The organism is Mycobacteriales bacterium (assembly GCA_035550055.1).
Taxonomy (GTDB): domain Bacteria; phylum Actinomycetota; class Actinomycetes; order JAFAQI01; family JAFAQI01; genus DASZTV01.
In genome coordinates, this window is sequence record DASZRO010000072.1 from 74,045 (window position 1) to 94,875 (window position 20,831).

Consider the following 20,831-nt stretch of genomic DNA (forward strand, 5'->3'; position numbering starts at 1 on the left):
CGCGATCAGGTGCGGGCTCAGAGATTGGCGACGTCCGCCTGCTTCGCGCGCACCGCCTCGGCCGCCTCGAGCAGGCCCGCCTTCTCGGTGTCCGACAGATCACGCTCGACGACCTTGCGGACCCCGCCCGCCCCGAGCTCGGCCTCGACGCCGAGGTAGACCCCGGAGATGCCGTACTCGCCGTCGACCCAGGTGCACACCGGCATCACCACGCCGCTGTCCTCGGCCACCGCCTTCGCCATGCGTGCCGCCGCCGCCGACGGCGCGTAGAACGCCGAACCGGTCTTGAGCAGCGCCACGACCTCGGCGCCGCCGTTGCGGGTCTTGTCGACGAGCTCGTCGATCTTGGCCTGGTCCAGCACGTCGGTGAGCGGCTTACCGTTGACGGTGCAGGCGCTCGGCACCGGGACCATCGTGTCGCCATGCGAGCCGAGGGTCAGAGTCGTGACGGCGCCGACCTCGACGCCGGCGGCCTCGGCCACGAAGTTGGTGAAGCGAGCCGTGTCGAGCATGCCGGCCTGACCGATGACGCGGGCCTTCGGAAAGCCGGTCACGTTCGCGGCGAGCGCGGTCATCTCGTCGAGCGGGTTGGACACGACGATCACCACGGCGTTGGGCGAGTGCTTCGCGACCTGCTCGGCGACCTGCCGCACGATCTTGGCGTTGGTCTCGATCAGGTCCATCCGGCTCATCCCGGGCTTGCGCGGGAGGCCGGCGGTGATCACGACGATGTCCGAACCGGCGGTCTGCTCATAGCCCGACCCGTCCGCACCGGTGGTGACGCCGACCACCTTGGTCTCGAAGCCTTCGATGGGCCGCGACTGGTTCAGGTCGAGCGCCAGCCCTTCCGGGCGTCCCTCGAGGATGTCGGTGAGGTAGACGGTGTCGAAGACGTTGTACTCGGCGAGCCGCTGAGCGGTCGTCGAGCCGTAGAAGCCAGCCCCGACAACGGTGACCTTCTTGCCCATCAGGAGTGCATACCTTCCAGCTTGGCGATGATTGCGTCGGCGTACTGCGACGTACCGACCGCCGTCGGGTCGTCACGGTGCGGCTTGAGGTCGTAGGTCACGCTCGTACCCTCGGCGATGACCGCCGACACGGCGCGCTCGAGGTTGTCGGCGGCGGTCGTCTCACCGATGTGGCGCAGCATCATCTCGCCGGACAGGATCATCGCCGTCGGATTGACCTTGTTCTGACCCTTGTACTTCGGCGCCGAGCCGTGGGTGGCCTCGAAGACCGCGGCCTTCGCGCCGATGTTGGCGCCCGGCGCCACGCCGAGGCCGCCCACCATGCCGGCGGTGAGGTCGGACAGGATGTCGCCGTACAGGTTGGGCAGGACGAGGACGTCCCACTCCTCCGGGCGCTGGATCAGGCCCATGCAGGTCGCGTCGACCAGGTTCTCCCACGGCTCGATGTCCGGGAAGTCCTTGGCCACCTCACGGAACACCGACAGGAACAGCCCGTCGGTGTGCTTCATGATGTTGGACTTCGTGACGCAGTGGACCCGCTTGCGGCCGTTGTCACGCGCGTACTCGAACGCGTAGCGGATGATCCGCTCCGAGCCGAACTCACTCATCGGCTTGATCGAGATGCCGGACCCTTCGCGGATCTTCTTGTCCTGCAGGCCGTTGAGGAACTCGATGACCTTGTCGGCGTCCTCGGTGTGGGCTTCGTACTCGATGCCCGCGTAGAGGTCCTCGGTGTTCTCCCGAACGATGACGACGTCGACGTTGTCGAAGCGGGTGCGCATGCCCTGGTAGGTCTTGCACGGCCGCACGCACGCGTAGAGGTCGAGCTCGTAGCGCAGCGCGACGTTGACCGACCGGAAGCCGGTTCCGATCGGCGTGGTGATCGGGCCCTTGATGGCAAGCCCGGTACGACGCACCGACTCCAGGGTCGCGTCGGGCAGCGGCGTACCGGCGGTCTCCATGATGTCGACGCCGGCCTCCTGCTGGTCCCAGACGAAGGACGAGCCAGTCGTCGCGGCCGCCGCCTCGAGCACCCGTCGGGTGGCCTCGGTGAGCTCCGGCCCGGTCCCGTCGCCGGGGATCAACGTCACCTCGTGGGTGGTCATGCAAGCTCCTGCGTTCATGGGCGCGGGTTGTCCGGCCCATCAGGCAGGTTACCGGTCAGCCGTTGCCGCTCGGGAAGGGGGTGATGGCGGCGAACACCCCGAGCGCGACGGCCAGCCCGGTGAGCGTCACGACGTCGAGCCGGCGGATCCGCACCACGAGTGATCCGGCGTCACGCTCCCGCAGGAACAGCCGCAGCACCGCGGCCACCGCCAACGCGCCGCAGATGATCCACATCCCGGCCTGTGGCTGGTGCAGCCCGGCGACCACCAGCCCGGCGGCTACCACCACCGTCACCCCGAGCAGCGGGTCGATCCGGCGCGACGGTCTCGGCGGCTGGTCGGGCATCGGCTGGATGGTACGTCGCGGTTGCCGGCCGTCCTGGTCAGCGGCGATAGCTGAAACGACCGTGCTTCACCCTGCGGTTGCCGGCGTGGTCGCGTGCCACCGCCCGCCACCGGACGACCCGCAGGTCGCCGTGGGTGGTGACGTGGCGCACGATGACGCACGACGCGACACCGGACAGCGGGTCACGAGCGCGGCAGGCGAGTCGGCGGCGGTGCCGGATCACCCGCAGCGCGGGACCGTGGCGGTCGATGTCGACGCCGGTCACCGAGACGGTCGTCGAGCCGCCGTCCTGGCCGGTGACCGTCACCGTCACGGACTGGTCGGCGCCACTGCGGGTGAGCGTCTGGACCGGAGGGCAGGGCGACGCGAGCGGCGCGTTGTTCGGCGTACAGGTGAAGGAGACCGACACCGGCCCGCGGTACCAACCGGCGTGCTTCGGCACGGCACTCGACACGTGCGCGACGACGATCGGCCCGATCGCGAGCTTGCCGGTCGAGCCGGTGAAGTCGGCGTCGCCGCTGTAGGTCGCCGTGATCTCGTGATGGCCGGCGGCGGACGCCGCGACGCTGGCGACGCCGTGCTGTCCGATCGTCGCGCTGCCGGCGCTCGCCCCGTCGATCGCGAACTGCACCGTTCCGGTCCGGGTTCCGGTCCCGGGCGCGACCGGCAGGACGGTCGCCGTGAGCTTGCCGTTGCCGACCGTGACCGAGGTGGTGGTCGACGCCTTGCTGACGGTCTGGGTGACGCTGCTGGCCACCGCCGCGTGGTTGGAGTTGCCGAGGTAGGTCGCCGTCACCTGGTAGGAGCCGGGGGCCAGCCGCGACGGCGGGGTGAAGACGTACGTCGCCTTCGTCCCGACCTGGCGCGGCGAGCCGACCGCGGAGCCCGCCACCGACCATTGGAGCTTGCCGTTGGACGGCGCCGGTGTGAACGTCGCGCTGAACGAGACCGGCTGGCCGTAGACGCTGGCGTTCGACGGGGTGCTCGAGGTGACGGTCAGCGTCGACGTCGACTGCTGCACGGCGAACGTGTGGCTCACCGTCGGGGCCGGGAGGTACTGCGCGTCACCGGCCTGCTTCGCGTTGATCGTGCAGTTGCCGACTCCGACGAAGGTGAGCTGCCCGGTGGTCGAGATCTTGCAGACCGAACCGGTCGACGAGGTGAATGTCACCGGCAGGCCGGACGAGGCAGTCGCCGTCAACGTGGGCGACGTGCCGTACACCTGCGCCGACGGCGCGTCGAAGGTGATCTTCTGAGACGCCAGCGGGGTCACCGCGTTGGACGCCGCCGAGGGGGTGCTCGACAGACCGGCCTGGTTCGTCGCCACGACGGTGAACGTGTAGCTCGTGCCGTTCGCGAGGCCGCTGACCGTGCAGGGTGACTTCGAGCACTTGCCCGTGTTGCCGCCCGGGCTGGCGGTAGCGGTGTAGTGCCCGATCGGGCGCCCGTCGCCGGTCTGTGCCGGGGCGGTGAAGGTGACGCCGGCCGCACCGTCCTTCGCCGTCGCGTGGCCGATCGTGGGCGGGTCGGGCGCGATCGCCGACACGTGAAGGGTGTAGGTGCCCGTCGCGGTCGTGCCGGTGGAGTCGGTGACCGTCACGTCCAGCGTGTAGGTCCCGGAGGCGGTCGGCGTACCGGAGATCGTGATGACGTCGGTGCCGCTCGCGGGGACCGCGAGCCCCGGAGGCGCTGAGCCTTCGGGCGCGACGCTGATCTGGTACGGACCGGTCCCGCCGCTCGGGGTGATCGTCGCCGAGTACGCCGTGGCGACGGTCGCTCCTGGCAGTGTGCCGCCGCCGGCGATGCCGTTCGCATACGCCGGCGCGGCTGCGATCAGCGTCGCGGCGAGGACCGCGACGCCGGTCGCCAACCTGGCGAGCCGGCTCATACCAGGTAGCCGAACCGGCCGCGCTTGATGGTGACGTTGCCCGCCCGGTCGCGGGCGACCGCCGTCCAGCGGACGGTGCGCACGCCGTTGCGGGTGTGCGTGTGGCGATGGATGACGCATGACGCGATGCCCGAGAGCCCGTCCACGCCGCGGCAGGAAAGCGTGATGCCGTGTCGCCGGACGGTCAGCCGGGGCGCGATGCGGTCGATGTTGATGCCCGTCACCGAGACCGTCGTCGAGCCACCGTCAGTCGCGGTCACCGTCTCGACCACCGACTGCTGACCGGCGTTGCGCGACAGCGTCTGGGTCGCCGGGCAGCCGCTCACGAGTGGCGCGGTGTTGGCCGTGCAGGTGAACGACACCGAGACCGGGGAGCGGTACCAGCCGAACCGGGTCTTCGGGGTGTTGCTGGTCACGTGCGTGACCACCGTGGGGTTGATCGGCGCGCGGTTGCCGCTGGAGGTCAGGAAGCTGCTGTCGCCGCTGTAGGTCGCGGTGACGCCGTGGTTGCCGACACCGGTCGAGGTGAACGTCGCCAGCCCGTTGGAGCCGAGCGGCGCGGAGCCGACGGTGACGCCGGACACCACGAACGAGACCGTGCCGGTCGGCGTACCCGCTCCGGGGGCGACGACCGCCACGCTGGCCGACAGCGTGTCGCCGGTCACCTGGACGGCGGTCGTCGTCGCCGCCTTCGCCACCGTTTGTGTCACCTGCCCGGAAGCCGCCGCGTGGTTGGCGTCCCCGAGGTAGTTGGCGGCGACGATCTGCGAGCCGGCCGGCAGCGGCGTCGTAGGCGTGAACGTGTACGTCGCGACGCCGGAGGTCAACGTGACCGATGACCCGACGTTCACGCCGTTGACCGCCCACTGCAGCTGGCCGGGCGGGACCGGGCTCAACGTCGCGGTGAAGGTCACCGGCTGACCGACCACGCTCGTGGCCGGGCTCGACGTCACGGTGATCGCGGTTGTCGCCGGAGTCACCGTGAAGGTCTGCGTGACCCGCGGGGCCGGGAGCACCGTCGCCGTGCCCGCCTGGTCGGCGTTGATGATGCAGGTGCCGGTCGTCACGAACGTGAGCTGGCCGCCCGTCGTCACGGTGCACACCGCAGGAGTGCTCGAGCTGAAGACGATCGGCTGCCCGGAGGTGCCGTCGGAGGTGGCGGTCAGGGCCGGAGAGGTGCCGAACGCCTGGTTCCCCGGGTTGACGAACGTGATGTTCTGCCCGAGCTCGGCCGTCACGCTGTTGGACTTCGCGGAGCTGGCGCTGTTGCCGCTGCCGTTCGTCGCGACGACCGCGAACTTGTAGGCCTGACCGACGGTCAGCCCGCTCACGATGCATGGTGAGGTCGTGCACGTCGCGGTCAACGTCGTGGCGGTGGTCCCGATGTACGCGGTGGCGGTGAACGACGTCGCGGCGCTTCCCGTGGTTGCGGGAGTGAAGGCCACGATGACCTGCCCGGTGCCCGGGCCCGCGTTCGCCGTACCGATCGTGGGCGCGTTGGGTACGGCCGCAAAGGCCGGGGCCGCCCCCACCACCATCGCTGTCGCGATCACGGCGGAGGCGGCCAGCAGGCCACCAATCTGACGAGTCGAAGCACGTCGAACGCGCACGAGTCCTCCTGTCGCTGGCCACTTGCGCCCCCTGGCCGCGACCCTATCCCGCTACCGCGCGTTCACCCGGTAGCTACCGAAGTCCTTCGCCACGTTGCCGGCGTGGTCGGTCGCCCGGGCGATCCAGCGCACGATGGTGAAGCCGCGGTGGTGGACCCGGGTCCGCTGCACGACACAGGACTGGACGCCCGACAGCGGGTCGTAGGCGCGGCAGGTGCCGGCCCGCGGGTGCACCCGCTGGATGGTCGGCGCACCGAGGTCGATGTTCGCGGTCACCGTCACGGACGCCGTCCCGCCGTCGGTGTCGGAGATCGTCTCGGTCACCGTCTGGTTCTCACCGGCACTGGCCAGCGACACGATGCCGGGGCACGGCGCGGTCAGCGGGGCGGAGCCCTGAGTGCACGTGAAGGAGATCTGCACCGGCTGGCTGTACCACCCGTCACGCTCGGGCTTCGCGCTCGTGATCGACGGGGTGAGCGTCGGGTTGGTGACACCCGGCGGCAGCGTGGACGTCGACGTCGACGAGACCGTCGGGGAGACGGTGGGCGATGCGGAAACCGTCGGCGAGGTCGACGTCGTCGGGGACGCGCTGGCGCTCGGCGTGACGGTCGAGGAAGCGGTGACGGTCGGCGTCACCGTTGGGGACGTGGTGTCGGCTGGAGCCGCCGACGGCGAACCGGACGCGAAGACCGGCTGGACCAGCGTCACGACGCCTGCCGCGCCGACGGCCGTCAACACCACTGCATGACGATGCGAAAGCTTCATTCCTACCTCCGGGACCGGCTGACTTGGGCCGGGGTATTCCCAGCAGGAAGGCGAACACACCTACCCGACGATCAACAGTTCCGGGCACCTCTCGGGCGGCGGGCCTCGGCTGCCGCTACGGCGTTGCGGAACAGCATTGCCACCGTCGTCGGACCGACGCCACCGACGCGCGGGGTGATCGCGCCCGCGACCGCTTCGCAGGACTCGTCGACGTCCGGCAGCAGCTTGCGGCCTTCGTAGCGCACGCCCCCGCCGATCACCGTCGCACCGGCGCTGATGTGCTCCGGCTGCAAGATCCCTGGTACGCCGGCGGCGGCGATGACGATCTCGGCCGCGCGGGTGTAGTCGGCCCAGTTGGGCACGCCGGTGTGGACCACGGTGACCGCCGCGTTGGCGGTCGGCCGCTTCTGGGTCAACAGCAGCGACAGCGGACGGCCCAGCGTCGTACCACGCCCGAGGACGCACACCGACCGTCCCGACACCGGGATCTCGTAGTGAGCCAGCAGCGCCTCGATGCCCGCGGGCGTGCACGGCACCGGACCGGGCATGCCGAGAGCGAGCCGGCCCATGTTCGTCGGGTGCAGCCCGTCCACGTCCTTGTCGGGGTCCATCTCGAGCAGCGCCGCGTCGAAGTCGATCTGCGGCGGCGTCGGGTGCTGCACGAGCATCGCGTCGACGTCGTCGGCGTCGTTGAAGTCCCGGATCGCGGCGATGACGTCGGCTTGCGTCGCGTCCTGGCCGAGGTGGATGTGCGGCGAGGTGAAGCCGAGCTCGGCGGCCTTCTCCTGCTTCACCCGGATGTAGCCGGCGCTCGCCGAGTCGTCGCCGACGAGGATCGTGCCGAGGCCCGGCCGGTGCCCGGCCTCGACCAATGCCGCGATCCGCGGGGCGAGCTCGGCGAGGACGGCCTCGGCGACGGGCGCGCCGGGCAGCATGCGGGCGGTCATGAGTGGCGCATCCTCAGTGGTAGAAGTGGCGGGTTCCGGAGAAGTACAGCGTCACGCCCGCTGCCTTCGCGGCGGCGATGACCTCCTCGTCACGGACCGAGCCACCGGGCTCGACGATGGCCTTGACGCCGCCCTCGACGAGGATCTCCAAGCCATCGGGGAACGGGAAGAACGCGTCGCTTGCGGCAACGGAACCCTTGGCACGGTCCCCCGCACGGGAGACCGCGAGCCGCGCCGAGTCCACCCGGTTGACCTGGCCCATCCCGACGCCGACCGAGGCGCCGGAGCTGGCGAGCAGGATCGCGTTGGACTTCACCGATCGGCACGCCCGCCACGCGAACGCGAGGTCCTTCAGCGTCTCGGCGTCGGCCGGCTCCCCTGCTTGCAGCGTCCACGTGCTCGGGTCGTCGCCGGTCGCGTCGACGCGGTCGACCGTCTGCATCAGCAGGCCGCCGCTGACCGGGCGGGTCTCGACCGCGGCGGGCGTGGCGTCGGCGGCACAGCGCAGCACGCGCAGCTTGGCCTTCGCCTTGAAGATCTCCAGGGCGTCGTCGTCGTACCCCGGCGCGCAGATCACCTCGGTGAGGACGCCGGCGAGCTGTTCGGCCAGCTCCTTGGTGATCGGGCGGTTGACCGCGATGACCCCGCCGTACGCCGACGTCGGGTCGCAGGCGTGGGCGAGCCGGTGGGCCTCGGCGATGTCCTTGCCGACCGCGATGCCGCACGGGTTGGCGTGCTTGATGATCGCGACACACGGCTCGGTGAAGTCGTAGGCCGCGCGCCGGGCAGCGTCGGTGTCGACGTAGTTGTTGTAGGAGAGCTCCGGACCGTGCAGCTGCTCGGCGCCGGCGAGGCCACCCCCCTGCGGGCTGACGTAGAGCGCGGCGCGCTGGTGCGGGTTCTCGCCGTAGCGCAGCACCGCCTCGCGTTCCCACGTCGCGCCCGCCCAGGACGGGAACCCGGTCCCGTCGTCAGTCGGCGCGAGCACGTTGCCCATCCACGACGCGACGGCGACGTCGTAGGACGCGGTGTGCTGGAACGCGCGCGCCGCGAGCCGCTGGCGCTCGGCGTAGGTGAAGCCGCCGGACCCCAGTGCAGTCACGACGTCGGAATAGGCCGACGGGTCGACCACCACCGCGACCGACGGGTGGTTCTTCGCCGCGGCCCGCACCATCGACGGGCCGCCGATGTCGATCTGCTCGACGCATTCGTCTGCGCTCGCCCCCGAGGCGACAGTCGCCGCGAACGGGTAGAGGTTGACGACGACGAGCTCGAACGGCGCCACCCCGAGGTCCTCGAGCTGCTTGACGTGGTCGTCCTTGCGGAGGTCGGCGAGGATGCCCGCGTGCACCTTCGGGTGCAGCGTCTTGACCCGGCCTTCGAGGCATTCCGGGAACCCGGTCAGCTCCTCGACCGGCGTGACGGCGATGCCGGCGTCGCGAAGCCGGGCGGCGGTCGACCCGGTCGACACGACCTCGACCCCCGCCGCGGCGAGCGCCTTGCCGAGCTCGTCGAGACCGGTCTTGTCGTAGACGCTGACCAGGGCCCGCTTGATCGGGCGCTTGCCCTCTTCCGTCACGCCTGCACCTTTCTGGTTGCCGACTGGGTGAGCGAATGTGCCATCCGCCCGATGGTGGCCACGAGCATCTGGCGCTCGGCGACCTTGATCCGCTGGTGCAGTGTCGCCTCGTCGTCGCCGGCCTCGACGACGACCTCGACCTGGTCGATCACCGGGCCTGTGTCGACGCCCGCGTCGACGTAGTGCACGGTCGCGCCGGTCACCGCGACAGCCGCGGCGAGGGCGTCCCGTACGGCGTGGGCGCCGGGGAACGCGGGCAGCAGCGACGGATGGGTGTTGATCGTGTGCGGGTGCGTGGCGAGGAACGCCGGGCCGAGGATCTTCATGAAGCCGGCCGACACGACGAGATCGGGCTGATGCTCCGCGACGGCATCGGCGAGGGCCCGGTCCCAGTCCTGACGGCTGGGATAGTCCGACACCCGCCGTACGAAGGTCGGGATGCCCGCCCGCTCGGCGCACCGCAGCCCGTCGATCTCGTCACGGTCGGCGCCGACCGCGACCACCTCCGCGCCGTACGCGGGGTCGCTCGCGGCAGCAAGCAGCGCGGCGAGGTTGGTGCCCGCACCAGACACCAACACGACCAGCCGGAAGGGCAAGGAGATCTCCCCGAGAGTCTTGAGGGAAGGTGGCCAGGATACCCGGGCATCCTGGGGCGTTCTGTCATGCTGACCACGACGAAGGAGGCCGAGCATGACCGAGCCGATCGATCCGGCCGCCCCACCCGCTTACGGAGCGCCTCCTCCGTACGCCGCCCCACCACCGCCGCCCTACGGCGCGCCCACCTACGGCAGCGGCTACGGCCCGCCACCCGGGCAGCGGGTCAACGACCCGGCACCGATGGGCCTTCGGCTGCTCGCCCGGATCATCGACGGCCTGATCACCGGCGTGATCGCGGTGGTGCTGTCCTACGCGGTCGGGATGCACGTGTTCTCGACGACGACGAACGCCGACGGGAGCACCCAGGCGTCGTTCGCGCTCTACAACGGCGACTACTTCAAGTACATGCTGCTGGCGTTGCTCGTGAGCGGGCTGTACGAGGTCACGATGCTCGTCCAGCGCGGAGCGACGCTGGGCAAGATGGCGGTCGGCGTACGCGTCGCGATGATGAGCAACGGCGAGAAGCCGACGTTGCAGGCGGCTCTCACGCGCTGGGCCATCCCGGCCGTCGCGGGCGTGATCTTCCCGCTGCTCCAGCTCATCGTGGTGGTCTCGGTGTTCTTCGACAACACCCATCGCAACCGTGGCTGGTACGACTACGCCGCCAACACGATCGCGGTCCGTACGAAGTAACCAGGCGCTCGATCAGTCGCGGTTGGCCCGCCAGGTCTGCCAGCCGGCCTTCACCGCGACGAAGCCGATCACCGGCGTCGCGACCTCCAACGCGACGCTGAGGCCGACCTTCCACGGCGATGGCCCGAACGTCGCCAGCCGGCCCGGGCCGGCCGGACCGCCTGCCACCGCCTCGAGCAGTGCCGCCGCGCCGGCCATCACGGCGGCCACGCCGAGAGCGACGCTGAACCGGGTCGGCAGATCCGCGGCGATGTCCCGGTTCACCCGCCACGCCGCAACCGCCGCCGCACCGGCCACCGCCAGCACCGCGAGGCAGATCACGAGCCACGACGCGCCACCGCGGGGTATGGCGGCGAGGATCGGCAGCGCCGGCGTCGCGCCGACGTGGGAGTGGCCGAGCGTCACCGACGCGCCCGAGCCGACGACGAAGCCGGCGCCGGTCAGGTAGGCCAACGCCAGAAGGACGGCGTTGGGGATCAGCCAGATGCTCAGCAGCGCCATCGTGAACTGGCCCGAGCCGTTGCCGTAGCCGGACAGGCTGTCGCCGATCAGCCGGTGATGCTGGATCAACGCCGCAATCGTGAACGCGGTGGCGCTCGCGAGCAGCACCGCGGCGGCGAGGCCCGCCGCCGTCAAGGCGGCTTGGGCGGTGTCGGTCAGCCGGTCCCACAGCGCCGACCACTGCCCGGCTCCTCGCATGCCACCGATCGTGGTCGCGACGACGCTGAAGCCGGCGGCGGCGACGAACGCCGTACCCGGCGACGGACGGATGGAGTCGGTCCGGGCGACCAGGGCGAGCGCGGCGGCGAGCCCGGCGTACGGGAGCGAGACGGCCACCACCATCGCGGCGACCGCGCCGGGCTGCTTGCTCGGCGCGTCGCGGGTGAGCACTCTCGCGAACCGCGCGAGCAGGCCGCCGAGCAGCAGCGTCAAGCCGAGAGGAGCCACCGCGATCTCACCGCCCGGGACGTGCAGCGGCGCGCGCTGCGCGTCGAGCCACAGCGCGACGGCGAAGCGCATGGCCGCCCCCGCACTGCTCGTCGTACGGGAGTCAGCGGTCCAGTCGATCAGCGACAGGACGACCAGCACGGCCAGGCCCACCGCGGTGGCCCAGGCCGCTGTCAGCACGCTGCGCAGCCACAGCGGGGTGACCGAGGCCGCCTGCCCCGCTGCCCGCCGACGCGGGGTCGCCGCTCGCGGGGTGGCCACGGTCTGGGTCATCAGCCGATCGTGACAGCAAGCCACTCCAACCACACGCGTCACACGCCGACCACCCTGGAGCGAATGGCTATGAGCCATCCGCTCCGGTCAGGACAGGAGGTCCTTCATCAGCTGGGCGGTGGCGCTCGGCGTCTTCCCTACCCGTACGCCGGCTGCCTCCAGCGCCTCGGCCTTCGCCGACGCGGTGCCCGACGAGCCTGAGACGATCGCGCCGGCGTGGCCCATCGTCTTGCCCTCCGGAGCGGTGAACCCGGCGACGTAGCCCACAACCGGCTTGGTGACGTTCGCGCGGATGAAGTCCGCGGCCCGCTCTTCGGCGTCGCCACCGATCTCGCCGATCATCACGATCGCCTCGGTGTCCGGGTCGTCCTGGAAGGCCGCGAGACAGTCGATGTGCGTCGTCCCGATGACCGGGTCACCGCCGATGCCGACCGCGGTGGTGAAGCCGATGTCGCGCAGCTCGTACATCATCTGGTAGGTCAGCGTGCCGGACTTCGACACCAGCCCGATCCGGCCCGGCCCGGAGATGTCGGCCGGGATGATGCCCGCGTTGGCCTGGCCGGGCGAGATCAGCCCCGGGCAGTTGGGCCCGATGATGCGGGTCTTCCCGCGCGACTCGGCGTACGCCCGGAAGTAGGCGGTGTCCTGGACCGGCACGCCCTCGGTGATCACCACCAGCAGCGGGATCTCGGCGTCGACCGCCTCCAGGGCGGCGTCGCGGGTGAACGCGGGCGGCACGAAGCCGACCGACACGTCCGCGCCGGTCGCCGCCATCGCCTCACCGACCGAGGCGAATACGGGGATGCCGTCGACCTCGGTGCCTGCCTTGCGGGCGTTGACGCCGCCGACGACGTTGGTGCCCGCCGCGACCATGCGGCGGGTGTGTTTGGTGCCCTCCGAGCCGGTGATGCCCTGGACGATCACCTTGCTGTCCTTGGTCAGCCAGATCGCCACTAGGACATTCCTCCTACCTGTCGGCCGTCGCGAGCGACGGTCCATGGGATGAATCGCAAGGCGGACGAGGAGTCGCGTGCTGGAGCACGCGCGACGAGGACAACGCCGCGAGTCGCCCATGGAGCGACGCGCAGCAGGCCAGCACAGGTAGGAGGCATGTCCTTAGGCCACCTTCCCCGCGAGCTCGGCGGCTCGCCGTGCCGCGCCGTCCATCGTGTCCACCTGCTCGACCAGCGGGTGCCCGGCCTCGGTCAGGATGCGGCGGCCCTCCTCGGCGTTGTTGCCGTCGAGCCGTACGACGAGGGGCTTCGTCACGTCCTCGCCGCGCGAAGCCAGCAGCGACAGCGCCTGCACGATGCCGTTGGCAACCGCGTCGCAGGACGTGATGCCGCCGAACACGTTGACGAACACCGACCGCACCGCCGGGTCGGACAGGATCACGTCGAGCCCGTTGGCCATCACCTCGGCCGAGGCGCCGCCGCCGATGTCGAGGAAGTTCGCGGGCCGGACGTTGCCGAACTCCTCGCCGGCGTACGCCACGACGTCGAGCGTCGACATGACCAGCCCGGCACCGTTGCCGATGATCCCGACCTCGCCGTCGAGCTTCACGTAGTTGAGGTGCAGCGACTTCGCACGGACCTCCAGCGGGTCGGTCGCCGAGTTGTCGCGGTAGGCGTCGTGGACCTCGGCGTGCCGGAAGTCGGCGTTGTCGTCGAGGGTGACCTTGCCGTCGAGAGCAAGGATCTGGTCGTCCGGGGTCCTGACCAGCGGGTTGACCTCGACCAGGGTGGCCTCTTCACCGACGAAGACGTCCCACAGCTTGACGATCACGTCGGCCGCCTGCTGGCGGACCGCCTCGGGGATGTTGCCCGCCGTGGCGATCTCCATCGCCTTCGCGGCGTCGACGCCCGCGACCGGGTCGACAGGGACGCGGGCGAGCGCGTCGGGCTTTTCCACCGCGAGCTGCTCGATCTCCATCCCGCCCTCGGCAGAGCACATGGCGAGGTAGCGGCGGTTGGCGCGGTCGAGCAGGAACGAGAAGTAGTACTCGGTGCCGATGTCGGCGGCCTCGGAGATCAAGACGGTGTGGACGGTGTGGCCCTTGATGTCCATTCCGAGGATGTTCGCGGCGTGGGTCTGGGCGTCGTCCGCGGTCGGGGCGAACTTCACGCCACCGGCCTTGCCGCGCCCACCGGCCTTCACCTGCGCCTTGACCATGACCGGCCCGCCGCCAAGCTCCTCGGCTGCCGCCCGCGCCGCCTCCGGCGAGTCCACGACGATCTGCTTGGTCGTGGGTACGCCGTACTTCGCGAACAGCTCCTTCGCCTGCCACTCGAACAGGTCCACGCCGCGCACTCCTTCTGACGATTACGTCTCAGGGTGGAACGTTACCGGCCCGCCTCCGCAGGACTTCGAGGGCCTACGCGGAACGTAGGGAGATGCGCCGAAAGCTCGTGGTCGTCCCGTCCGCTGTCCTCGCACTCACAGCGGCAGTCGTACCCGCAGCCGCGGCGCAGACCGGCCGAGGCCACGCCCCTGCGGGATATACGAAGACGACGCTGGACTTCCACGTCACGGTGCCCAGCGAGACCCCTGACGGCATCGGCACGCAGACCTGTCTGATCGTCGGGGATCTCTACAAGCCGGCAAGTGCCTCGCCCGACAACCCCGTTCCGGCGGTGTTGACGACCAACGGCTTCGGCGGCAGCAAGAACGACCAGGCGAGCCTGGCGGTCGTCCTCGCGAAGCGCGGGTACGGCGTGCTGTCCTACTCCGGGCTGGGCTTCGGCGGGTCCGGCTGCAAGATCTCCCTCGACGACCCGTCGTACGACGGTCGCGCGGGCAGCCAGTTGATCAGCTTCCTCGGTGACCTGAACTGGATCAAGAAGGACGGCCCTGACGACCCTCGCGTCGGGATGATCGGCGGCTCCTATGGCGGTGGCATCCAGTTCGCCGTCGCCAAGGTCGACCCGCGGCTGGACACGATCGTCCCGATCATCACCTGGAACGACCTGCGCTACTCGCTGATGCCGAACAATGCGACGACGCCGGGGCGGACCGGCGACGTCGCCGGTGACACCGACGTCGTCGGCGCGCAGAAGCTCGAGTGGGACCTGTTGCTGTTCGCCGATGGCCTCGTCGACGGCATCACCGGCGTACGCGCCGACATCACCCGCGACGACGGCTGCATCGACTACCTGATCGACGTGTGCCCCTTCGCCGCCGAGGGCCTCGCCAACGCCGTGTTCACCCAGGGCGTCCTGGACTTCCTGGGCCACGCGTCGGTCGGCACGTTCGTCAACCACATCCGGATCCCGACCCTGCTGATGCAGGGCGAGGCGGACTCGTTGTTCAACCTGCGCGAGGCCGCCACGACCTACCGGCAGCTCGAGGCGCAGGGCACACCCGTCAAGATGATCTGGCAGTCGTGGGGGCACAGCGTCTCGGCCTCGCAGCCGGGCGAGTGGACGCAGGGCCCCGGCATGGCCGACACCTACGAAGGCCGGCGCGTCCTCGCGTGGTTCGCCCACTACCTCAAAGGCGAAGACGTCTCGACCGGTCCGGCGTTCGCCTACTACCGCGACTACGTGCCGTTCCACGGCCGCGGCCCGGACACCGTGCAGTACGCGACCGCACCGCGCTTCCCGGTGGGCAGGATGACGACGTACTACGCGTCGGCGAACGGCGCACTCGTCACCGCCCGCAGCCAGGTGAGGGCCGGCAGCGCCGAGTACGCCAACCTGGCGGGCCCGGCGCCGCTGTCCTACTCCGAGGTCTCCGGGCTTCAGGGCACCGCGCTTCCCGACGCCTCGACGCCGCCGTTCGACACTCCCGGCACGTTTGTGGACTGGGCGAGCGTCCCACTGTCACACCACCTCGACGTGGCGGGGATCCCGGCGGTGACGCTTCACGTGCAGACGCCGGTGTCGCTGGACGCGACCGCCGCCACCGAGCTCCAGATGTTCGTGAAGGTCTACGACGTGGCACCCGACGGCGCGATCACGCTCGTACGACGGCTCGTCGCACCGGTCCGCGTGGCCGACGACGCGGCCGCGGTGCACGTGCTGCTGCCCGGCATCGTGCACCGGTTCGCCGAGGGCGACCGGATCGAGCTGGTCGTCGCGGCGACGGACACGGCGTACCGCAACGCTGATCTGGTGCAGCCCGCGCTCGTGTCGTGGAGCAGGACCGCGCCGGTCGAGCTGAAGCTGCCGGTGGTCCGCTAGGCGCCGGCGGTCGCCGGCACGTGATCACGGACCCAGTCGACGATCGTCGTCGTCGGCGTCCCGGGCGTGAAGATCTCGGCGACGCCCATCTCCTTGAGCGGCGCGATGTCGTCGTCGGGGACGATGCCGCCGCCGAACACCACGATGTCGCCGGCGCCGGCCTCGGCCAGCAGGTCGATGACCTTCTTGAACAGCGTCATGTGAGCCCCGGACAGGACGGACAGTCCGACCGCCTGCGCGTCCTCCTGGACGGCGGTGGCCACGATCTGCTCCGGGGTCTGGTGCAGGCCGGTGTAGATGACCTCCATGCCGGCGTCGCGCAGGGCGCGGGCCACGACCTTCACCCCACGGTCGTGCCCGTCGAGCCCGGGCTTCGCAACGACGACGCGGATCGGCACGCTGTCAGGGTAACGATCGGTCAGACTGGGCAGCGATGAGCGCCGACACCACACGCCTCCCGCACTGGAGCGAGGCGCTCGTCACCCTCACCGAGCCGCTGCCCGGCTCGGACGTGCTGCACTGCTCGGTCGCCTCGATCGACGCACACCCGTGCGTCGTGGTGCGGTGGGACTTCGGACGCAACGGCGGCACGTTCGGCGTGGCGGAGGCCGATGCGTTCGTCGGCGCCGTGTCGGTGGCGCAGCAGCGCGGAGTACCGCTCGTCACGATCACCCGGACCGGCGGCACGCGGCTGCCCGAAGGGATGCGCGCCCTCGTCGGCATCCCGCGCGCGGCGCTCGCGCTCACCGACCTGCGCGCGGCCGGCGTACCGCACGTCTGCATCGCCGACAACCCGACGACCGGCGGCGTCTGGGTGGCGATCGGCGCGGGCGCCGACGTGCGCATCGCGGTCGCCGGCGCGGTGCTGGGCTTCTCCGGTCCGCGGGTCGTCACGGCGATGACCGGACGCGCACTCGCTGAAGGCGCCAACACCGCGGAGTCGGCGTACGCCGCCGGCTTGGTCGACGCCGTCGCAACCCACGACGAGGTCGGTGACCTGCTCTCCCGCGCCCTCGCCGCGTTCGCACCGGATGACCCGCAGCCGGTCGCGCCGCCGTCGTCGCCCGCCCCGCTGACCCGCGGCGCCGCAGCGCAGCTGACGGTCTCGCGCGAGGCCGAACGGCCGAGCGGCGACGACCTGCTCGCGGCGGTCCTGACCGACCGGGTCGAGCTGCACGGCAGCGACGAGGTCACCCACGCGGCGGTCGGCCGGCTCGCCGGCCGTCGGGTCGTCGCGGTCGCGCTCGCCGGTCCGCGGGCGGGCATGCCCGGACCGGGCGGCTTCGCGCTGCTGAGCCGGGCCGCGGCGCTCGCCGGGGCCCTCGACATTGCCCTCGTCGTGTTCGTGGACACGCCGGGCGCCGACCCGCACCGCGAGGCCGACGGGCTCGTGCCGGCGATGGCGCAGTCGCTGCTCGACGTACTGGCCACACCCGCACCGACGGTCTCGCTCGTGCACGGCGAAGGAGGTTCCGGCGGCGCGCTGGCGGGTGCGGTCACCGACGTCGTAGGTGTGGCGGAGTTCGGGTGGTTCGCGGCCCTCGGGCCCGAAGGTGCCGCCGCGGCGATGCGCACCTCGGCCGACGAGGCCGCCGAGCTCATGCGCATCACCCCCGGCGACCTGCTCGCCGACGGCTTCGCCGACGCGCTGGTCGCCCGCGGGGATGAGGTCGCCTGGTGCGCTGCTGCAATCGACGCAATCCGGCGCATCCCGCCGGAGCAACGGATGACAAACCGGCGCAAACGCTGGTCATCGGCCATTCCTCGCGAAGTGTGAAAAACCCCACGACACGTTCAGCCGCAACGCTTTTTCGCCGATGGAACAGGTAACGTCGGCGCGGCCGCCACACGCTCTGCGGGGTTCGGGCAACGCGGTCGAGGCAACCGATCAGTGCTTCCCCCAGAAGCTAAGGAAGTCCGGTGGGTAACAGTCGCGCCATGCGCAACCTGCTGACCGTGGGCACGGTCACCGGCACCGCCGTCGAGATGGCCTGGCTTGCGGCCCATGTGGCGAGCTACCCGTTCGGCGTCCTGCAGGAGAAGGCCCGCGACACCGACGACCACTTCAGCCTCGGCGGGTTGTCGCCGGTCCACCGCGGCCTGCTGATCGGCGATGTCGAGGCTGCCGGCACTCCGATCCTGCTGCTGCACGGCATGGTCGACAACCGATCGATCTTCGCGCTCCTGCGGCGCAACCTGCGCCGTCGTGGCTTCGGTCGAGTCGTGACGATGAACTACCGGATCTGGACCTCCGACGTCCGCGCTGCGGCCCGTCAGCTGGCGGACACCGTCGAGGCGATCTGCGAGCAGACCGGCTACGAGCGACTCCACATCGTCGGTCACTCCCTCGGCGGTCTGGTCGCCCGCTACTACGTGCAGCGGCTCGGCGGCGACGCGCGGGTCCACACCTTGGTCACACTCGGCACGCCGCACCGCGGTACGCACGTCGCGCGCATCGTGCCCGTCGGGGTCTGCCAGCAGATGGTCCCCGGCAGCGACGTCCTCGAAGAGCTGGCCGAGCCGGCGCCTGACTGCCAGACCCGGTTCGTCTCCTTCTGGAGCGACATCGACACGCTGATCTCACCGAAGCAGTCGGCGCGGCTCGACCATCCCGACCTGACCGCTCGCAACATCCTGGTCCGCGGTGTCGGGCACCTCTCGCTGCCGATCCACCGGCAGATCGTGCACGAGATCGTTGCGACGCTCGCCCATCTCGACTCCGACGGCGCCACTGTGACGCCGGGCGTCACCCGGATCGCCACTGCGCCCGAGCCGACCGGCCTTCGCGCTCGGCTGCGCCCGACGCGGCGCAGCGCAACGGCGGGCTGACGCTGCACTAACGTCTGCCGACGTGCGGTCGGCACATGAACGCCCCCTGTGGTGGGTCCAGGTTCTACTCATCGTCGGCTTCGCGTGGGCGTACGACGAGATCCGCTCGCTGCACGGCAACGTCGTCGCCGAAGGCGTCCGCCACGGCCGACAGCTGTTGCGGTTCGACCGCGACCTGCATCTGAACTGGTCCGCGACGATGAACCACTGGGTGTCCCACCACGACGCACTCGCCGACGTCTTGTCCTTCTACTACGTCGTCATGCATCTCGGCATGGTCGCGTTCACGCTGCTCGTGCTCTGGATTCACGGCCCGCGTTACCGCTACCACCGCAACGTGCTGATCTTCTCGAGCATCATCGGGTTCGCGGCGTACTGGATGTATCCGGCCGCGCCGCCCCGGCTGCTGGGCAGCGGCTACCACGACACCGTCGCCGCGCATCTGCCGTTCGCCTACCACGTCGAGACGGCGAGCGCGAACCTCTACGCGGCGTTCCCGTCGCTGCACGAAGCCTGGGCACTGTGGGTGGCGGTCGCGCTGTGGTCGATCACCACCCGCTGGTGGCTACGCGTGCTCGAGGCGCTTCATCCCGTCGTCACCGCCATCACCGTGCTGGCAACCGGCAACCACTACTCGACCGACGTACTGAGCGGGGTAGCGCTGACCGCTATCGGTTACCTGGCTTACGACGCGGCGCTGCGCCTGGCGCATCGGGAATCGGCCGATACAGGAACGCTGCCAGCACTGCGAAGAACAGGAAGAAGTTGATGATGTGTACGCCGGTGCAGTACTCGCAGATGGCCTTCAGGTGGATCTCCACCGTGATCAGGTAGATCACCATGCCCATCGCGCCGCCGGTGGCGAGCAACCGGAACCGATGCAGCCACTCGTTGCGGACCTGCCACAGCCACGGGGTCATCAGCACCGTCATCAGCACGAAGTAGACGAGGCCGACGATCGCCACCGGGATGTGCCCGAAGATCTCGGACTCAGAACTGGTCGTCACCTTTGCGCAGTTGATGTGCCCGCTCGCCTTGCACACCAGCGCACCGGGGTGGAAGTGCGTGTATGTCAGGTAGATCGAGTCCGCGAGGCCGAGCAGAGCGATCGGGAGCGTGACCTTCCACGCCCACCGCGCATTGACCGGCGTGGCGTCAGTCTCAGGCACTTGCCGACGGGAGATTGATCGCGTTCAGCGCCGACGCGCTGCACACCGACGAGTCCGCGTTGTCGATCATCTGGCAGATCAGCTTCGTGTCGACGTTCGCCTCTCCGATGATGTCCTTGGCGACCGTGCTGCCGGGGTTCTTCAGGTCGGCGATGATCTGCGTCCAGTTCAGCCCGGAAAGGTCGTCGATCGAGAAGCCCACCTGGGTCTGGACGTACTTCCCGCCGTAGTAGAGGAACGGGAAGCTGCCCTGGGTGTACTTCATCCAGATCGTGTTCTCAGCGGACGTGGGCTTCATCAGCTGCTGGGAGTCGCGGTCCTCGTCTTCCACCGGCACGAAGGCGAGGTATTTGCTCGTGTACGACGACTTGCGGAACGAGAAGGTCGCGAGGTTGCCGTCGTCATTGGCGGAGCGCACCTGATCGAGGTCGGTGAACGTCCCGAACCTCGACAGCGCATTGATGAGGGACCAGCGCTCGGCGGCGCAGTAAGGACAGAACTCGGCGCCGATGAACAGCAGTTCGGGCTTGCCGTCCTTGGTCAGCGCCGGGTCGTTGATCGCCTTGACCGCGTCGAGGTTCGCGCTGCCCTGGCCGACGGTGTCGTAGGACGCAGGCGCGATGCCCGTCACGCCGTTGACGACCGTGTCGGTCGCGGCGACGGGATCGCCGGCCGGATTGTTGTTCGACTTGCCGGACTGCGTGATCGCGATGACGGCGATCACCGCGATGACGACGCCGAGCGCCAAGACCGAGCTGAGGATCGTCCGGGCGCGCCGACGCTGGTCGAGCCGAGCCTGTGCCGCGCGCGCGGATGCGGCCTTCTCCCGAGCGGACACGGCCTGCTTCTCGCGCCGCTGCTTGTTGGTCTCGCGTCCCACGACAACCCTTCCGGTCGACTTGTTGATGCCAAGGTTAATGGGATCTACGAGC

General features: G+C 70.2%; 22 protein-coding genes. 7 read left to right on the forward strand and 15 right to left on the reverse strand.

The window, feature by feature from the left end; translation table 11 throughout:
* Positions 1 to 17: 17 nt before the first annotated feature.
* Genes mdh through VG899_10900 form a run of 5 tightly spaced genes read right to left on the reverse strand, consistent with a single transcriptional unit; the run spans position 18 to position 5,639 of the window.
* Positions 18 to 968, reverse strand: a complete 951-nt coding sequence (gene mdh, locus VG899_10880) for a malate dehydrogenase (GenBank protein HWA66859.1) — start codon at positions 966 to 968, stop codon at positions 18 to 20.
* Positions 968 to 2,074 (reverse strand): isocitrate/isopropylmalate dehydrogenase family protein, encoded by a 1,107-nt coding sequence (locus VG899_10885; GenBank protein ID HWA66860.1) that lies wholly within the window; start codon positions 2,072 to 2,074, stop codon positions 968 to 970. The genes mdh and VG899_10885 overlap by 1 nt, the downstream gene beginning before the upstream one ends.
* A 55-nt stretch (positions 2,075 to 2,129) precedes the next feature.
* Positions 2,130 to 2,420 carry a DUF3017 domain-containing protein gene (locus VG899_10890; protein ID HWA66861.1) on the reverse strand — a complete coding sequence of 97 codons (291 nt, stop codon included), beginning with the start codon at positions 2,418 to 2,420 and terminating at the stop codon, positions 2,130 to 2,132.
* A 37-nt stretch (positions 2,421 to 2,457) separates the two neighbouring features.
* Complete coding sequence (locus VG899_10895) at positions 2,458 to 4,308, reverse strand: Ig-like domain repeat protein (GenBank protein HWA66862.1); 1,851 nt, start codon at positions 4,306 to 4,308, stop codon at positions 2,458 to 2,460.
* Positions 4,305 to 5,639: an Ig-like domain-containing protein gene (locus VG899_10900; protein ID HWA66863.1), complete on the reverse strand. Its 1,335-nt coding sequence runs from the start codon at positions 5,637 to 5,639 to the stop codon at positions 4,305 to 4,307. Before VG899_10900 ends, VG899_10895 begins: the two co-directional genes overlap by 4 nt.
* Position 5,640: 1 nt before the next feature.
* Here VG899_10900 and VG899_10905 point away from each other — a divergent pair, with 1 nt between their 5' ends.
* Positions 5,641 to 5,892, forward strand: a complete 252-nt coding sequence (locus tag VG899_10905; GenBank protein ID HWA66864.1) for a hypothetical protein — start codon at positions 5,641 to 5,643, stop codon at positions 5,890 to 5,892.
* 77 nt (positions 5,893 to 5,969) lie between these two features.
* On the opposite strand, the gene VG899_10910 is transcribed toward VG899_10905, so the two are convergent.
* Positions 5,970 to 6,338: a hypothetical protein gene (locus VG899_10910; protein ID HWA66865.1), complete on the reverse strand. Its 369-nt coding sequence runs from the start codon at positions 6,336 to 6,338 to the stop codon at positions 5,970 to 5,972.
* Between VG899_10910 and VG899_10915 the strand changes: the two genes are divergently transcribed.
* The gene (locus VG899_10915; protein ID HWA66866.1) at positions 6,316 to 6,666 is read left to right on the forward strand and encodes a hypothetical protein; all 351 of its coding nucleotides are present in this window, start codon (positions 6,316 to 6,318) and stop codon (positions 6,664 to 6,666) included. The genes VG899_10910 and VG899_10915 overlap by 23 nt on opposite strands.
* Positions 6,667 to 6,754: 88 nt before the next feature.
* On the opposite strand, the gene VG899_10920 is transcribed toward VG899_10915, so the two are convergent.
* From VG899_10920 to purN, 3 genes are read right to left on the reverse strand one after another with little or no spacing between them, the layout of a single operon-like run.
* The gene (locus tag VG899_10920; protein ID HWA66867.1) at positions 6,755 to 7,630 is read right to left on the reverse strand and encodes a tetrahydrofolate dehydrogenase/cyclohydrolase catalytic domain-containing protein; all 876 of its coding nucleotides are present in this window, start codon (positions 7,628 to 7,630) and stop codon (positions 6,755 to 6,757) included.
* A 13-nt stretch (positions 7,631 to 7,643) separates the two neighbouring features.
* Positions 7,644 to 9,209, reverse strand: a complete 1,566-nt coding sequence (purH, locus tag VG899_10925) for a bifunctional phosphoribosylaminoimidazolecarboxamide formyltransferase/IMP cyclohydrolase (GenBank protein ID HWA66868.1) — start codon at positions 9,207 to 9,209, stop codon at positions 7,644 to 7,646.
* On the reverse strand, positions 9,206 to 9,811 hold the full coding sequence (gene purN, locus VG899_10930; GenBank protein HWA66869.1) for a phosphoribosylglycinamide formyltransferase: 606 nt from the start codon (positions 9,809 to 9,811) through the stop codon (positions 9,206 to 9,208). Before purN ends, purH begins: the two co-directional genes overlap by 4 nt.
* An 88-nt stretch (positions 9,812 to 9,899) precedes the next feature.
* Here purN and VG899_10935 point away from each other — a divergent pair, with 88 nt between their 5' ends.
* Complete coding sequence (locus VG899_10935; protein ID HWA66870.1) at positions 9,900 to 10,499, forward strand: RDD family protein; 600 nt, start codon at positions 9,900 to 9,902, stop codon at positions 10,497 to 10,499.
* A 12-nt stretch (positions 10,500 to 10,511) separates the two neighbouring features.
* Here the strand turns inward: VG899_10935 and VG899_10940 are convergent, their stop codons facing one another.
* The 3 genes from VG899_10940 to sucC form a co-directional block, all read right to left on the reverse strand.
* Positions 10,512 to 11,720 carry a DUF6350 family protein gene (locus VG899_10940; GenBank protein ID HWA66871.1) on the reverse strand — a complete coding sequence of 403 codons (1,209 nt, stop codon included), beginning with the start codon at positions 11,718 to 11,720 and terminating at the stop codon, positions 10,512 to 10,514.
* A gap of 87 nt (positions 11,721 to 11,807) precedes the next feature.
* Positions 11,808 to 12,674, reverse strand: coding sequence for a succinate--CoA ligase subunit alpha (gene sucD / locus VG899_10945; protein ID HWA66872.1), 867 nt, complete (start codon positions 12,672 to 12,674; stop codon positions 11,808 to 11,810).
* Positions 12,675 to 12,836: 162 nt separating this feature from the next.
* Positions 12,837 to 14,021, reverse strand: coding sequence for an ADP-forming succinate--CoA ligase subunit beta (sucC, locus tag VG899_10950; protein HWA66873.1), 1,185 nt, complete (start codon positions 14,019 to 14,021; stop codon positions 12,837 to 12,839).
* A 92-nt stretch (positions 14,022 to 14,113) separates the two neighbouring features.
* Between sucC and VG899_10955 the strand changes: the two genes are divergently transcribed.
* Positions 14,114 to 15,901, forward strand: coding sequence for an alpha/beta fold hydrolase (locus tag VG899_10955; GenBank protein HWA66874.1), 1,788 nt, complete (start codon positions 14,114 to 14,116; stop codon positions 15,899 to 15,901).
* Here VG899_10955 and VG899_10960 read toward each other — a convergent pair.
* Positions 15,898 to 16,299, reverse strand: coding sequence for a cobalamin B12-binding domain-containing protein (locus tag VG899_10960; protein ID HWA66875.1), 402 nt, complete (start codon positions 16,297 to 16,299; stop codon positions 15,898 to 15,900). The genes VG899_10955 and VG899_10960 overlap by 4 nt on opposite strands.
* A 35-nt stretch (positions 16,300 to 16,334) precedes the next feature.
* On the opposite strand from VG899_10960, the gene VG899_10965 reads away from it, so the two are divergent.
* The 3 genes from VG899_10965 (at position 16,335) to VG899_10975 (ending at position 19,499) form a co-directional block, all read left to right on the forward strand.
* Positions 16,335 to 17,678: a carboxyl transferase domain-containing protein gene (locus VG899_10965; GenBank protein HWA66876.1), complete on the forward strand. Its 1,344-nt coding sequence runs from the start codon at positions 16,335 to 16,337 to the stop codon at positions 17,676 to 17,678.
* Between the two features lie 143 nt (positions 17,679 to 17,821).
* On the forward strand, positions 17,822 to 18,730 hold the full coding sequence (locus VG899_10970) for an alpha/beta fold hydrolase (protein HWA66877.1): 909 nt from the start codon (positions 17,822 to 17,824) through the stop codon (positions 18,728 to 18,730).
* Positions 18,731 to 18,752: 22 nt separating this feature from the next.
* Positions 18,753 to 19,499, forward strand: coding sequence for a phosphatase PAP2 family protein (locus VG899_10975; protein HWA66878.1), 747 nt, complete (start codon positions 18,753 to 18,755; stop codon positions 19,497 to 19,499).
* On the opposite strand, the gene VG899_10980 is transcribed toward VG899_10975, so the two are convergent.
* Positions 19,399 to 19,899 carry a vitamin K epoxide reductase family protein gene (locus VG899_10980; GenBank protein HWA66879.1) on the reverse strand — a complete coding sequence of 167 codons (501 nt, stop codon included), beginning with the start codon at positions 19,897 to 19,899 and terminating at the stop codon, positions 19,399 to 19,401. The genes VG899_10975 and VG899_10980 overlap by 101 nt on opposite strands.
* Positions 19,892 to 20,831: DUF929 family protein (locus VG899_10985; protein HWA66880.1), on the reverse strand; the 940-nt coding region annotated here is incomplete at its 5' end. The genes VG899_10985 and VG899_10980, both read right to left, overlap by 8 nt.